Source organism: Streptomyces sp. NPDC054813 (genome assembly GCF_053611365.1).
Genome location: NZ_JBSHAF010000058.1, coordinates 1 through 14,039, shown reverse-complemented (window position 1 = coordinate 14,039; position 14,039 = coordinate 1). Strand labels below are relative to the sequence as shown.

General features: G+C 68.9%; 13 protein-coding genes and 1 pseudogene. 6 read left to right on the top strand and 8 right to left on the bottom strand.

Annotation, left to right across the window (positions count from 1 at the left end; translation table 11 throughout):
* Positions 1–370: 370 nt before the first annotated feature.
* The 8 genes from ACWGJB_RS49380 to ACWGJB_RS49345 form a co-directional block, all read right to left on the bottom strand.
* Complete coding sequence (locus tag ACWGJB_RS49380; RefSeq protein WP_453386570.1) at positions 371–703, bottom strand: hypothetical protein; 333 nt, start codon at positions 701–703, stop codon at positions 371–373.
* A 232-nt stretch (positions 704–935) separates the two neighbouring features.
* Positions 936–1,208: a hypothetical protein gene (locus tag ACWGJB_RS49375; RefSeq protein WP_453386569.1), complete on the bottom strand. Its 273-nt coding sequence runs from the start codon at positions 1,206–1,208 to the stop codon at positions 936–938.
* Positions 1,208–1,444: a hypothetical protein gene (locus tag ACWGJB_RS49370; protein WP_453386571.1), complete on the bottom strand. Its 237-nt coding sequence runs from the start codon at positions 1,442–1,444 to the stop codon at positions 1,208–1,210. Before ACWGJB_RS49370 ends, ACWGJB_RS49375 begins: the two co-directional genes overlap by 1 nt.
* Positions 1,445–1,750: 306 nt before the next feature.
* Entirely contained in the window at positions 1,751–2,098 is a 348-nt protein-coding gene (locus tag ACWGJB_RS49365; protein ID WP_453386568.1) for a hypothetical protein, read from the bottom strand.
* 561 nt (positions 2,099–2,659) lie between these two features.
* Complete coding sequence (locus tag ACWGJB_RS49360; RefSeq protein ID WP_453386567.1) at positions 2,660–3,235, bottom strand: transcriptional regulator; 576 nt, start codon at positions 3,233–3,235, stop codon at positions 2,660–2,662.
* A gap of 1 nt (position 3,236) precedes the next feature.
* Positions 3,237–4,793: a helix-turn-helix domain-containing protein gene (locus ACWGJB_RS49355; RefSeq protein WP_453386566.1), complete on the bottom strand. Its 1,557-nt coding sequence runs from the start codon at positions 4,791–4,793 to the stop codon at positions 3,237–3,239.
* Positions 4,793–5,101 (bottom strand): helix-turn-helix domain-containing protein, encoded by a 309-nt coding sequence (locus ACWGJB_RS49350; protein ID WP_453386565.1) that lies wholly within the window; start codon positions 5,099–5,101, stop codon positions 4,793–4,795. Before ACWGJB_RS49350 ends, ACWGJB_RS49355 begins: the two co-directional genes overlap by 1 nt.
* A 128-nt stretch (positions 5,102–5,229) precedes the next feature.
* Complete coding sequence (locus ACWGJB_RS49345) at positions 5,230–5,649, bottom strand: hypothetical protein (RefSeq protein WP_453386564.1); 420 nt, start codon at positions 5,647–5,649, stop codon at positions 5,230–5,232.
* Positions 5,650–6,030: 381 nt separating this feature from the next.
* Here ACWGJB_RS49345 and ACWGJB_RS49340 point away from each other — a divergent pair, with 381 nt between their 5' ends.
* From ACWGJB_RS49340 to ACWGJB_RS49315, 6 genes and pseudogenes are all read left to right on the top strand, one after another.
* Positions 6,031–6,360 carry a hypothetical protein gene (locus tag ACWGJB_RS49340; RefSeq protein ID WP_453386563.1) on the top strand — a complete coding sequence of 110 codons (330 nt, stop codon included), beginning with the start codon at positions 6,031–6,033 and terminating at the stop codon, positions 6,358–6,360.
* On the top strand, positions 6,357–8,390 hold the full coding sequence (locus tag ACWGJB_RS49335) for a hypothetical protein (RefSeq protein WP_453386562.1): 2,034 nt from the start codon (positions 6,357–6,359) through the stop codon (positions 8,388–8,390). The genes ACWGJB_RS49340 and ACWGJB_RS49335 overlap by 4 nt, the downstream gene beginning before the upstream one ends.
* A 249-nt stretch (positions 8,391–8,639) precedes the next feature.
* Positions 8,640–9,935 (top strand): DNA-binding protein, encoded by a 1,296-nt coding sequence (locus ACWGJB_RS49330; RefSeq protein ID WP_453386561.1) that lies wholly within the window; start codon positions 8,640–8,642, stop codon positions 9,933–9,935.
* Between the two features lie 159 nt (positions 9,936–10,094).
* Positions 10,095–10,856: a TnsA-like heteromeric transposase endonuclease subunit gene (locus tag ACWGJB_RS49325; protein ID WP_453386560.1), complete on the top strand. Its 762-nt coding sequence runs from the start codon at positions 10,095–10,097 to the stop codon at positions 10,854–10,856.
* A gap of 23 nt (positions 10,857–10,879) precedes the next feature.
* A pseudogene (locus tag ACWGJB_RS49320) lies at positions 10,880–12,966 on the top strand (transposase).
* Positions 12,967–13,281: 315 nt separating this feature from the next.
* Positions 13,282–13,536, top strand: a complete 255-nt coding sequence (locus tag ACWGJB_RS49315) for a hypothetical protein (protein ID WP_453386559.1) — start codon at positions 13,282–13,284, stop codon at positions 13,534–13,536.
* The last annotated feature ends 503 nt before the right edge of the window (positions 13,537–14,039 follow it).

Here is a 14,039-nt window from a genome sequence, read left to right as displayed (position 1 = left end):
ACGCGGCGTCGCTACGCGACGCTTACCGGCGCTGCGCGCCGGAGGGTCCCGGACTCCGTCCGGGACGGGCAGGCACTCCGTGCCCGCCCTTGCCTGACCAGCGCTCCGCGCCGGTCAGGGGGCCTGCCTGCTCCGCAGTCAGGCGAAAGCGGCAGCAGTAGGCAGGAGGGGTGGCCCGACTCCCGCACCCTCGACCAGTACTGACGGACCGTCAATGCCGGGCCGTGCGTCAAAACTGACTACGGGCTAGATTCTGGGATGACACCCCACCCCCACTCCGCCCTCTGAGAATGCGTCAATTCCCGAACGGGAATCCTCTTCAAGCTGAGGACGACAACCACACCGGTTTTAACTGCGACTGAGGTCAGAATCAGCAATCATACTCGGCAGCCTTCGAATTCCCGCTTTGATCCCCGCGCGCAACGTAGAAATAGTTCGAAACCACTGACTCGATTTCGGGTACATCCTCCACGCCGAAATGTCCCTGACCGTCCGCAGGGCCTTCCCAAATTCGTGCCATTTTGTTTAGCCGACCAAATTTGACGTCATCTCTCGTCAGCTCCACATGTTCTCCAGGGCCGAATCCAGTCGCGACGACATGTATGTCATCGAATTCATCGCGATGGAAATTGAGCGATATATTAATCTTCGGTCGAGAGAAAATCGTCCCAGGCGGCAATGAATCGGGGTCTTTCCTGCCCATGACTGCTCCTCAAAGGAGGGATACAGATTGTGCGACTGGCGAAATGTGCCAGAGAGGCCAGACAACGGGCGGCGAGGCTTCACAAAACTGGTAACCCATTCGGCCGCCCCAGGTTGTACTTCTCAGCATTGCGCCCATAGCTGATCTCTGCAACTCGGGGCCCTGTTAATCGCCTTTGGCCCACCCCTCGCCAGCGCCCATCACCACGGTGCCAGCCCAGGCCGGCTACAGGTCAGACCTCGATGTAGGCGACGACCACCACGGTGCGCAACGCGGTGACGAAGTACAGGATCCTGACGGCTTCGATGTCATCGGTGTACTGGCGCAGTTGGGGCCCGGTGGTATCGCCGGGAACCGGCGCGCCGATCTCGGGGTCGACGGATATGACGACCAGGGCGCGGTCCAGGGCGTGGATGTTTGCCTCGCTGGTGATGTTCTCCAGCTGTTTGGCGGCGGAGTCGGAGAAGGCGATCCGGGCGCGGCGGGGCGTGTGTCCTTGGGGCATCAGGCAACGGCCGGCCGCTGCGCGGCGAGCCGGGCGAGGTGCGCCTCCCGCAGGTCTTCCCACGGCGTGCAGTCTTCCGGCGAGGGCAGGCCGTTCTCGGCGATATGCTCCAGGGCGGCGGCGAACTGGTCGGCCCTCTCGCGGGTCTGGGCCGCGTACGCGCGGACCGCGTCGGCGGCCGCGGGCTCCAGCTGCTGCCGGACGGCTCCGTCGGCGGGGGCCAGCTGGTCGTTCATCAGAGCCTCCAGGCACGGTACGGGCATGTGCCTTCACGGTATCGCTGAGCAGCCGTATGGGGACCTCTACAGGCAGAACAGACCCGAGCAGGGAGTCAGTTGTGCCAGCCCCGACGACCTGGCGAGGTACCTGCACCGGGTCTGCATGGACGCCCACAGCCTCCGGCATGGGCTGGCGGACGGCGTCGTCCGGGTCTTCGCCGGGGGTGTGCTGCCGGACAAGCCGAGCAAAGACCTGCTGTAACCGGTCGCCCGCGTGGAAGTTGAGAGTCTTGAGGCGCCAGATTGCAAAAACGCCGTGCCACCTCAGGGCAGGATTTTATATTTCAACCCATACAGAGCCCCGCCGCCCTCGAATTTCTTCGACAATTCTCCAAGGTTGACTTCGTCGTGCCTGAGAAATACTGACCCTAGGGAAATTGGGTGCCCCGGCTGATTCACCGCTTTCAGCGTAAGTTCAACGTCGCTCTCGCCGAATGGCACGAAGACATCCTCGTCGTCCAGGTCCAGCTCATCACCTTGATTCATGGTGATTAGGCCGGAAGAAGGGAAGAACTGAAAGTCACCCATGGCGACAACTATGCGGTCCTGCCCGGCGGGGGATTGGGTCTTGTCTACGCTGAGCTCCAGAAGCTTGCCGAGGGGAAAGCTCATGAGATTCTCCTGCTGATCTCGAACGAGTCTCTCGTTGGCGATTAACTGCCGACATCAACTATCCGCCGTCGACCACATTACCCTTTGTGGGCGCGCTCAGCAATCGCTGTACCCAAGCCCCTTTACCACACGTACCAAGGTTTCTCTCTGAGGACACTCCGACGATCTATCTTCTGCAATTGAGCAAAGGCGGGAGTGGATTCGGTTAATGCCCCTGAGAAGTCGCGCCGATTTCCCGGCGGAAATTGAGATGTGACGGCTTGTCAGCGACGAGGTGGGGGCCCTGCAAGCAGTACAGGCACGGCTGCTGCAACATCGCCGCAGGCCTCCGCCGCACCTCAACGCCTAGGACTGGCCTGACCGTCCAGCAGCACAAAGGACCAAATCTCTTTGAGGAGTTAGTCCGACTCGCCCGGGGGCGACTTCGTGCCCTCGTCAAAACGTGAAGGTCAGGAGCCCTTCCTCGATCCGGATGACTTTGGAAAGGGTCCAACTCACGGCCGGTTTTCCCGTGAGGAGCTGGTAGACCGGCTGTCTACTGATTCGCCGTTGTACTACCGCTCAGGCAGCGAATCCGATGTTGGTGACGTACTCGTACTGGCCCCACTGGGAGCCGAGGTCGACCACCGCGTCGTCGACCCAGGCGTTGTCGAGCGCGTCGTCATCGTCGGCGACCCACGCCGCGACGATCCGGTCCCACCGCCGGACGTTCAGCGTCCGGTACGCCACGGCCCGCTGCTGGGGCCGGGTGACCTGGGACTGGTTGAGCGGGTGGAACTCCACGCGGGTGCCGCGGCCGTCGCGGTTGAGGCGGGCCAGGAGGTAGCGGGCGACGTTCTCCCGCCGCACGGCGCGGTAGGCCTGCTCGATCGCGGCCAGGTTTGCGCGGGAGGGGGAGCGGGTGCCGGCGAGCCAGGCCCGGATGGTGCGGGGCGTGGCGGTCAAGCCGGCCTCGCGGGCGGCGGCGCGGGCGCGGTCGGATCGAGTGAGGTAGTGCAGGCGGGCCAGCAGGCCGCGCCGGGCGGTGACCGGGGTGGCGACGTATCCGGCGAGCGCGTCCAGCTGCCGCGCGACGGCCTCGTGGCCCTTGATGCCGCGGGCGCCGAACTTGCCGAAGTCGAGGTTGCGCTCGGGCATGTCAGGCCTCTTCCGGAGTCACGGGGGCGGCTTCGCCGACGGTGTAGACGTCCTTGACCTTCACCTCGGTCACGCCGCGCCCTTCGGGGAAGATAGCGCGCCAGTCACCGGCCACGTGCAGCTCGTCGGTGCCCATCGCCCGCACCACCATCAGCCCCTCGTCGTACGCGCGGTGGGCCTTCAACCACAGGTTCGCGAACGCCTGCGAGCGGATCAAGTGCATCCAGTCGGTGCGGTAGAGCTCCCGGTTGTAGTTCGACTCCCCCATCGTAGAGACGAACTTCGAGTACATCGCCTTGACGTACTCCAGCGTCACGTCGTCGCCTTCGGCGATCGCCCGGTCGCGGGCGTCCTTGAGCGTGATCCGGAACTTCTCCAGCAGACCCTCGGTGGCCCCGGACGTCCAGGACTCGTGGATCACCGGCGGGGCGCACAGCCCGTACTTCGGGCCGGAGATCCGCAGCAGCAGGCGCAGGGTCGGCTCGGTCACCCACAGCGGGCCCGGCTCGTCCCGCGCGCCGATCGGGTTCGGCAGGACGGCGTCGTGCTCCCAGTCGGGCGGGGTGATCAGGTGGATGCCGGCCCGGCGCCGGTCGTGCTGGCCGCCCTCGGAGTGCTCCAGCTGCCCCAGCGGCAGATGCGTCTTCAGCGCCGACAGGTACGCCCCGTTGACATCCAGCGCGGTCACCTCGTGGGCGCCGGCCGGAAGTTCGGGCCGGGTCCACTTCGGGCGGGCCTCCCAGACCTGGTCCGCGCCCCGCGCGGACTGCTTGCGCAGCACGTCCGGCAGCCACGGGTGCGCGACGACGTCGTGCCGGCCGCCCTTTCGGGACTGGTCGAGCAGGGCCATCGCGTCCGGGATCGCCCGCTTCACCAGCGCCGCCGTCGCTTCCGCGACGTCCCCGCCGTGCTCGGCGAGCGCGGCCGCGACCGCCGAGGAGATCCGCCCGGCGAGCAGGTCCGGGGCGTCGGCGGGCTGCACCCGGCGCCCGGCCACAACGAGCCGCACGCCCGTGCGCTCCCGGGGAATCTGCTGTGCCCTGCCGGTGCGGCCCGGGGCACGCACCGCCTCAGCCGGAACGGCCGTCGGCACGGACGGGGGTTCGGGTTGGGGGGCCGGGGGTGCGGTAGCGCATTCGGCGGGGTCCAGGTGCTGGGGGAATCCGGCGACCTGGTGGCGGGCCGGCTGCCCGCACAGCACACACGGCTGGGGCACCGTGAGCGCATCGACGTCGTCGTCCTGACCCGCCGTCTGCCCTGCATCCGTGACAACCTCGTCCTCGGGTTCGCCGGCGGAGGCCTGCTCGGCCGCCTCGGTGGCCAGTTTGGCCTTGGCTCCCTCGAGGAAGTACGCGTACCTCGCCCTCGTCTCACCGCTCGGGTCCCGCCCGGACTCCCAGCCCCCGACAGTGGAGGAACCGACACCCAAGGCCTGAGCAAGCTGGGCACGCGACAGGTTCAGCTCCTCACGCAGGACGCGCCGCTCCTCGGCCGGCGGCAGCGGGACCTCCTTCCCGGCCCTGGCCAGCAGCGCGTCGATTGCGCTGAAGTCCGTCATCACACGCCTTCCGCGACAGCCGCAGGACGCTCCGTGCCGGCCTGCCGGCCGACGAGGCGGCGACGCGCGGCAGACAGTGCCTCCGCTGCCCGGGTGGGTCCCGCCATCAGGTCCAAGACATCGATGCCGTAGTGCGCGGCGACCGCCTCGCAGTCCGCCAGAGTCCAGGCTGCAGAGCCGCGCTGACGACGGCTCACCTGAGCCTGACTCACCCCCAGGACAGCCCCCAGAGCAGACTGCGATTCACCGGTCGCATACAGGAGCGCAGCCACCGACGACCTCACCCGCTCCTCGAGACCCATGCTCATAACGCGAAGCCTATCACTAATCTCTCAATATTTATGCGTATTGCGCAATGTATTGGATCATGGAGACTGCCTCGGCCAGGGCCGAGCAGGCGTGCAGGGCCTCGGGCGCGGGCAGCCCGGGGATGGCTTCAGGGCTCCCCCGGGGGTTCCGCAGGCGGGTACAGCGCCTGCACGGCGGCGCGGGTGGTGACCATGCGGTGGTCGCAGTGACGCAGCAGGTGCGCCAGGTCCACGGGCAGCCGGGCGTGGTGCACCGCACTCACGTCCGTGCCGGTGGTGCGGTGCAGGGCCGCCAGGTCCGCCCATATGCCCAGTCCCATGCGGTGCGCGCGCAGGACGGTCAGCCGGCGTACGGCCCCGGCCTCCAAAGCGGCGCGTACCGACCGCTCCTGGGCGGCCTGGCTGCCGCGCGCGGCGAGGGAAGGGGTTCTCAGGGGCCGGTGGCCGGCCACCGCGTGCAGCACGTCGGGCGCGCTGCCCGTCGTGCGCAGCACCCAGTCCGGCGGGCAACGCCCGGAGGCAGCCCGGCCGCACACCAGAACATCCACGGCGATCTCACCCAGCGCATTGAGTCCGCTCGCACCGGCGCCACCTGGTCAACTACGTGACCAGAAGGGGCTGGATGAGCCGGAGGAGGAAGGCACGGCCGCCTAACCCCCGCGAACAGACCGAGGACCGGCCGCCGGTCTGGACCCGGCGGCCGGTCCTTCGCCGCCCCCGTCCATCTGCAGGGACCTTTTCGCGGAGGTAAGAGGGGAGCGGGATACGACTTACCCTTCCAGTCGTTCCGGCTCCTGGCATGGGGCAGACGATGCAGGAGCATTTCGGGTACATCAGGCCTCAAACAGAGGTTTGATAGTCCTATGCGGGAATGGCGGAGATACGCACTGGTGGGATGCGCGGTTGCGTGCGGGGCGGCGGCGTTGTGCTTGGCGGCCGTTGCCGTCTTTATGGATCTTGCGACCGCGGACCGGCTCGGCAGCGTCATGGGGGCGATCGGCGGACTCGTTGGGCTGATGGTCTCCCTATGGGCGCTTGCCGGCTCGAACGGTGTCTTGGTCAAGGCTCAGGGCGGTGCTGTGGCCTCGGGCGGGCATGTCGGACGTGTCATCACCGGCCACCGCAACCGGGCGGCACACCCGGTGGCGCGGCGCCCCAGTTCGCCGACCGGCGCCAGCGTGCACGCCCTGGGAGCCGGAAGCACCGCTGCCGCGGGAGACATCGGTGAGGTCATCACCGGCGACGGAAACCGTACGTGATGCCGGTGTGGGGCCGCCGGGAACACGGGGCACCGGACGGTGCAGGTGACGCACTTCAGGTACCGGGCAGCCGGGTGCAGGCGAGCAAAGACTCGGTCGCCGCAGGCGGGGATGTCGGAGCGGTCGTCACGGGCGATCACAACACTCTCACGCATGTCTATGTCCTGCCTCCCGGCCAGCCGGGAGGAGACACGAAACAAGAAGCGCTCTCCACCCGTCTCATCAGCGAGTGCCGACCGCTCGACCTGGAAGTGCATCATGCGATCCATGTCGCAGCCGAGACCACTGAGTTACCGGTCTACGTGGCTCGGGAGCACGACATCCATCTGCAGCGTGTCGTGGCTGCCGCGCGGGCCGGCCAGAGCCAGATGTGCGTTCTAGTGGGCGAGTCCTCCACGGGCAAGACGCGCGCGTGCTGGGAGGCGATCCAGGTGCTGGCGGCCGACGGATGGCGTCTGTGGCATCCTTTCGATCCCACTCGGGCCGAGGCGGCCCTGGCCGGGCTGGCCGCGGCAGGACCCAGGACCGTTGTCTGGCTGAACGAGGCACAGCATTATCTGGGCGCACCTCAAGCCGGAGAACCGATCGCGGCGGCCGTGCAGACCATGCTCGCGGATGCCGGCCGGGCTCCGATCCTGGTGGGGGGCACCCTGTGGCCCGTGCACTGGGACCAGCTGACATCTCTGCCGGCCAGACACGAACGCGATCCGCACTCGCAGAGCCGGCACTTGCTGACCGGTCGCCAGATTCGCGTGCCGGACGCTTTCACCGAACAGGATCTTGACGCTGTGCGCAGCGCCGCGCGATCGGACGAACGTCTGGCACAGGCGCTTGAGGGGGCGGCTGACCGCCGCATCACCCAATTCCTCGCCGGCGTTCCGGCCTTGCTCGCTCGGCACGGTCATGCCGGCCAGGGCGCCAGGGCGGTCCTGGACGCGGCCATGGACGCGCGCCGTCTGGGCTGCGGTATTGCTCTTCCTGCAGCGTTCCTCGAGAAAGCGGCCACCGGCTATCTGTCTCCGTCCGTGCTGCGCACTCTGGACGACGACTGGTTCCAAGACGCCCTCAGCTACACCACGCGGTGCGTCCATGGAAATGCGGCTCTGCTGGAGCGCATACGCCGCTTCACAGGAAGCAGCCACGAGGAGCGCTGGTTCCGGCTGGCCGACTACATGGAGCAGTACGGCCGCCGGACGCGCAGTCATCTGTGTCCACCGGCCTCGTTCTGGGATGCGGCGCTGGAGCACTTGTCACGACCTGCCGATGTCAGTGCGCTGGCTTCGGCGGCCGCGGAGCGTTGGCGGCTGCGCTACGCCCGCCTCCTGAAGGAGCTCGCCCGCCGGCTTCCCAGTTCCGTGCCGGTGATCGGCGCCGAAGAGCAGCCGTCCGAGTACGGCTGGCTCGACGCTGACGCCGACTGGCCGGCAGATCATCTCACCTGCAAGGCACTGGCCGACCTCGCTTTCAACGCTGCCGAAGCCTTCGACTACGAGCAGGCGGCGGCCCTGGCTCTGCAGGCCGGCGCATGCTGCCAGCCGGATGCGCTGGCAGCAATCGCTCTGCGACACGAAGCGGCCGGTCTTCCCGTTGAGGCGTCCGACCTGGCTCACTACGCGGCAATCAACGGCGCTCCCTCCTGCCTGAGCGATCTGGCCATGATGCGCGAACAGGCAGGCCTGCACGACGAAGCCGCGCACTACGCGCGAGAAGCCGCCGAGTACGGCTTCACCGGCACACTTGCCGACCTGGCGATATGTCGCGAAGCAGCCGGCGACAAAGAAACCGCCGAAGACCTCTGGGAATCCGCTGCCAGGTACGGGCATCCCGAAGCCCTCGCCAACATCGCTCGTTTCCAATACGAAGCGCACGACCTTCACGGAGCAATGCGCACGGCCCGTGAAGCACTGGACCGAGGAGAGGCTTTGCCCTTCCAGCACCGCGTCGACCCGCTGTGGGTACGGCTGTGGCCCCACGGCATCGAACCGGACGGCTCCGCCACCTCGCCTCACAACGGAGAAGACTCCTGGTAGAACCTGGCGTTGTGAGCCAGCCGCCTGTGCAGAAGCAGTACCGGTACCCGAAGGAAAATAACCATTCATGGTGCAGTGGAGTCGGTCCTGCAGGTCGGCCGGGGCGTGGCGATGACGAGCTCGGCCGAGGAAGCAGATGCCGGCGCGGCCGTGGGGAACAGAGGCCTGTCGCCTGGAGTGTTCCGTGTCGCGCCGTTCCCCGGAGAAACGACCGCATCGCTGATCTGGCGCACCGCTCACCGCTACGGGATGGAGGCGACAGCGCTGCGCTCGTACTGGCGGTGGCGCAACCACCCGCCACGGCACGAGGGGCCGGGCGAGCGGGCTGATGCGGAGATGCTGCTGAACGCGGCGGGCCGACAGGTGCTGGCGCAGCTGTGCGAGGTGGACGAGAGGGTTTTGGCGCGGGCGCTGCCGTCCTGGGGCCTGCGGGACGGCAGGCTGTCTGAAGGACCGCCGGGGGCGGCCTGGCGGACGGCCGGTGGTGTGGCGGGGCCGGCCGCGTTCGGCTGCCGCCTGTGTATGGCCCGGCGGGTCGGGGCGGCGGTCCGGGTGGTGCGGTACCTGCCGCGGTGGGAGCGGGTGTGCGTGCGGCACGGTCGGTGGCTGATGGACGCGGATGCCGACCAGCCGCTGGAGTACCTCGATCTGCGGGCGGTGCCGGAGGTGGCCGCGGCCCGCAGGCGGTGGGCCCTGGTGGTACGGCAGGCGGCACGGGCGGGGGCCGAACCGGAACGGGTGTTCGCGCTGGCGCAGGCGGTAGTGGCCCGGTGGTGGGACCAGGCCCTTGGCTGGGAGCAGGAGACGATCTGGCCGCGGCGTCTGCACCTGGTCGCCGGCGGTAACGCCGGGGGCGATCTGGAGCGGTGGCGGATCGTGGGCCGGGACGCGGTCGTCTACCCGGAAGTGGTGGCCGTCGCCGAGGCGCTGCTGGATCCGGACATGGCCGAGCTGGTGTGGAAGGACAGCGGCGCCGGGCAGCCGCGGGCGCTGCCCGCCGACGGGATGTTCTGCCACCGGCTCGGCGAGCGGGTCGGGCGGCAGTGGCTCGGGCCGCTCGCGGCGACCGACTACGGCGGCCCGCTGACCTCCTGGATGGGCAGCGTCATCCGTATCCGCCGCGGGGCCGGCGGACCGCCCGGATACGACAACGACCCCTGGTGGCTGCGCCAGGAGCACCAGCCCGCCACCATGGCCGGGCAGCTGCGGGTGCTCGGCAAGGAGAAGAAGGCGCCCGGCTCGGGCAGGATGTGGCGGGCCGTCGTGCCACCTGAGCAGCGGGCGCTGATCACCAGCACCGTGAACAGCGCCGAGGAACAACTGCTGCAGCTGCGCGGGGTACAGACCGGGCCGGCCGCCGAAGTCGCCCGCCGGCTCCTTGGCGGCCTGCGCCACAGCGCCGCCCTGATCGACAACGCCTGGAAACGCACCGCCCTGGTGGCGGTGAACGGCGGGAGACCCCTGGAGGAGGTCGCCCAGTGGGCAGGCATGTCTCCCGACACCCTGATGACCCTGCTGACGGCCGACCGGGAGGACGACCGTTGAGTATCGCGTCCGCGGCGGGGATGTCGGCTGTTGGCCGATAACAGCACTCACAGGTGGCAGAAAAACTGAAAACACGGGCACGCGCAGCCAAGCAGGAGTTGGCTGGCGCGGGTGATCAGCACAGGGGAAACCCGGCCCGGGAACCGGCCAGGGCGCACCGTGCCGTGTGGGAGCGGCTTCGAGGCGGTCTTCCTCGACCCTCTCGGACAGGCGGTGCAGCAGCGGTGGGCGGACGCGGCCCTGGCAGTGGCCTTCGAGGACCTGCCGCCCGTCTCCGCGTTCCCGGCGATCCCGGGGCGGCGGTGGGGGCCGGGCCTGTGGTGGTCGGCCACGACCGGACGGCACGTGGCGGCCGGATCGAACGCGATGCGCCTGCAGCTGATGGTCCTGGACCGCGACCCGGAGGTGACCGGCCTGGCGGGCCGGCCGGTACGGCTGCTGTGGCACAACCCGCGCGGACAGGTCCGTTCCTGGGTGCCGCAGCTGTTCGCCCGCCACCGCGACGGCACCGCCCTGCTCGCCGACTGCCCCAGCCACCTTGACGCCGGCGGCGAATGCGCCCTGAAAGCCGCCGAAGCCGTGACGCAGGCGTGCGCGCACCTCGGCTGGACCTACCGGCGTCTTGAACCGCTCGACGGCATCCTGGCCGCCAACCTGAAATGGCTGGCCGGCTACCGCCATCCCCGCAACGCCGGCCGCCCCGGCCTCATGCCCGCCCTCCTCGGCGCCTTCACACACCCGCGGCCGCTGCTGGAAGGCGCTGAAGCGGCCGGTGACCCGATCGAGGTTCTCCCCGCCGTCTTCCACGCCCTGTGGCACGGGCACCTGACGACACCCCTGGACACACCGCTCCACGAGCGTGTTCTAGTCGGCCCGTCCCGGAGCCCAAGCGGTCCGGACGAGACGGGAGGTCACGGGTGAGGGCGCGGCGCCATGCCCGGCCGGTGGTCAAGGTCGGGGCTCATGTCCGCTTCCGCGGGGTGAAGTGGCAGGTGGTCGCCCTGGCAGGGCAGGACATCCACCTCGTCGGCCCGGACGGCGGCGGTCAGGCCGTGCTCGCCGGGCACCTGTTCGCCGATCCCGGTTTCACCGTCATCGGGGCCGAGATGCCTCAGGCGGCCCCGCAGTGGGGGCTGTTCGAGACCGCCCCCGCCGCAGCACGGGAGAAGGCGCTGGCCTGGCAGCGGCACGTCAGAGAAGTGGAATGCGGACTGCCGGGCGGGCCCGGCAGCGAAGGAGCGGTACGGCCGCAGTACGACCCTGCGCAGCACACGCTGGCCGAGCGGGAGCAGGCCAAGGCCACAGAGTTGACCGCGCTCGGCTTCGGCCGCGTCTCGCGCACCACGGTGCAGCGCATGCGCCTGGCCTACGGCAAGCAGGGCCTGTGGGGGCTTCTCGATCACCGCACCACCCGCACTTCGAGCCCCACTGGGCGGGCCGACGAGCGGGTCGTGGCCGCCGTCCGCGAAGCGCTGCGCCGCCGGCGCGGCCGCTCCAAGGGCACCATCAACGGCCTGTTCCCGCTGATCAACCAGATCCTGGAAGACCGGCACGGCCCCGGGACGGTGCCCGCGCCGTCCCAGGCCACGCTGTACCGGCTCGTCACCGCCCTCGCCCGCCCGGGTGAACTGCCCACCGGCCCCGTCCGGCAGGTTCCCGCCAGCTTCGACGGACGGGCCTTCACCCCCGCCACAGCCTTGCGGCCCGGCGAGCAGGTGCAGGTCGACACCACCCGCCTGGACGTCCTCGCCCTCTTCGACGACGGCCGCCTGGCCCGCCCGGAACTCACCATCGCCATCGACGTCGCCACCCGCGCCATCCTCGCCGCCGTCCTATGCCCCAGCGCGACCAAAGCCGTCGACGCGGCCCTTCTCCTGGCCGAGATGGCCGTCCCGCACCCCGCTCGCGCCACCTGGCCGAACATCCTGCGCATGGACCACGCCCCCGCGCTCCCCCACCAGCGACTGGCCGCGCTGGACGAACGCCTGGCCGGTGCGGCGGCCCGGCCGGTCGTCCTGCCCGAGACGATCGTCGTCGACCGCGGCAAAGTCTTCGTCTCCCGCGCGTTCACCGCCGCCTGCGAAACCCTCGGCATCAGCGTCCAGCCCAGCCCGCCCCACGCCCCCACCGCCAAAGGCATTGTTGAACGCGCCTTCGGCACCATCAACGCCCTGTTCTGCCAGCACCTGCCCGGCTACACCGGCTCCGACGTCACCCGCCGCGGCCCCGACACCGAGAAAGAAGCCTGCTACAGCGTCCCCCAGCTCCAAGACCTCCTCGACGAATGGCTGGTGCACTACCACCACCGCCCCCACGAAGGGCTGCGCCACCCGATGATGCCCAAGAAGGCCCTCACCCCCAACCAGATGTGGGCCGCGCTCATCGCCGTCGCCGGATACGTGCCCGTCCCGCTGACCGGCCACGACTATCTCGAGCTGCTGCCCGTGCGCTGGCAGGCCATCACCGCCTCCGGCACATCCACCACCGCACCTACGACGCGGACCTCCTCGCCCCCTACCGCGGCCAGCACTCCCCCGTCGCCGGCCGAGGCGGCAAGTGGGAGATCCACTACAACCCCCACGACGTCCGCCAGATCTGGGTCCGCCTGCCCGACGGCCACCTCACCGAAATCCCCTGGATCCACCGCGACCACGTCCACCAGCCGTTCAACGACCGCACCTGGCAGCACATCCGGACCACCGCCCTACACGCCCACCACAACGACACCGAGCAGCACGAAGCCGACCTCGCCGACGCCCTCGACCAGCTCATGCGCCGCGTCCACAACGGCCACGCCACCACCACCGAACACGCCCTCCTCGCCAGCACCCCCACACCCGCCGTCCCCACAGCCCGCCATCCGGAACACGATGCACAGGCCGCCGGCAACACCGCGGACGCCGACTGGGACGACGACGACAGCATCGACGATCTCGACGACCTCCCTGACACCGAAGACGACAGCACCCCCTCCACCGCGGCCACCGGATTCGGGCTCTACGACGCACACGAGGAAGCCGACAAGTGGTGAACACCCACCCACCCACGACGCACAGCGCACCCGGCACAACCGACGCCACCCCGCCCGCCACAGGCGGCACCACACGCAAGTCGCCCTGGCCCCCGACCACCTTCCTGCCTGCACGAATGGTGATTCAGAGTACGAAACTCTGACATGCCCATGGAGGGCTTGCTAATTAATGAGAGTTGGGCCTTTTTGCTGTTTGAGGCCCTGTGACTCCTCTGAAGGGGTGTAGGGGCCCCGTCCGCGGGGGCCAGGAGAGAGGGCCTGTCCGCTGGATCTGGCGGTCGCGACGGGCAGGCCCACGAGCCAGAAGGCCCAAATATGACCGTACACATCTCGGCGGAAGTCGCCCTGATCCTGATCATTAGCTGTGTGACGGGGGTTGCAGTCTTCAAGTACTCCTCACATAGCCACGACGGCTCCCCCACTCGAGGCGACCTCGGTACGGCGGTCATGACGGCGGCGGCCGTGGCGGGCGCACTGGCCGTGCTGATGGGCGTGGGCAGTGGCGACAAGATGCCGTCGAGCGGTAGCGATCCCGCGCCGACGGCGACCTCGGCGCAGACGATTCGCTGAATGGACTTTTGAGGCGCTGGCGGGTCGTTCGACGATGAAGCGGGTCGGCCGGCGGCCGCCGAGGGCGCAGCGCAAGCCTCTATTTCGGGGTGGGCGGGGCGGGGCACCGCCTCGCCCCGCAGGACGTCGACCTGGACGGCCCCCACGTGTGGGCCGTCGACGCCTCCGGCGTCCTCGGCTACGTCACCGAACCCCGCCCATGCCCTGGAGGCGCTCGGCGAGCAGGGCTGATGCGTTCTCAGTTGGCGAGATGAGCTGATCGCCTGCGTACACACGGTCGCGTGGGACGGTTCGCCCGTTTCGCCAACGACGCGACCCCTGATGTTCAAGGTTGTTGAAGCCCTTGATCACGAACAGGGATCACGTCTCTCATGCTTGACGATCCGGGAAGTCGGTGTCCGTGATCAGAACCGTGCTGGCCCTTCGTCCGAGCACACGATTCAAGCAAACCCTGTCGGTTCCGTGTCCTCGCCCCTGCATGTCGTCGTTGTCGAGACCGACAC

Coding starts and splice junctions, on each gene's coding strand:
- ACWGJB_RS49380 (WP_453386570.1), bottom strand. CDS start 703: ATGGGCAGGAAAGACCCCGATTCATTGCCGCCTGGGACGATTTTCTCT.
- ACWGJB_RS49375 (WP_453386569.1), bottom strand. CDS start 1,208: ATGCCCCAAGGACACACGCCCCGCCGCGCCCGGATCGCCTTCTCCGAC.
- ACWGJB_RS49370 (WP_453386571.1), bottom strand. CDS start 1,444: ATGAACGACCAGCTGGCCCCCGCCGACGGAGCCGTCCGGCAGCAGCTG.
- ACWGJB_RS49365 (WP_453386568.1), bottom strand. CDS start 2,098: ATGAGCTTTCCCCTCGGCAAGCTTCTGGAGCTCAGCGTAGACAAGACC.
- ACWGJB_RS49360 (WP_453386567.1), bottom strand. CDS start 3,235: ATGCCCGAGCGCAACCTCGACTTCGGCAAGTTCGGCGCCCGCGGCATC.
- ACWGJB_RS49355 (WP_453386566.1), bottom strand. CDS start 4,793: ATGACGGACTTCAGCGCAATCGACGCGCTGCTGGCCAGGGCCGGGAAG.
- ACWGJB_RS49350 (WP_453386565.1), bottom strand. CDS start 5,101: ATGAGCATGGGTCTCGAGGAGCGGGTGAGGTCGTCGGTGGCTGCGCTC.
- ACWGJB_RS49330 (WP_453386561.1), top strand. CDS start 8,640: ATGGAGGCGACAGCGCTGCGCTCGTACTGGCGGTGGCGCAACCACCCG.
- ACWGJB_RS49315 (WP_453386559.1), top strand. CDS start 13,282: ATGACCGTACACATCTCGGCGGAAGTCGCCCTGATCCTGATCATTAGC.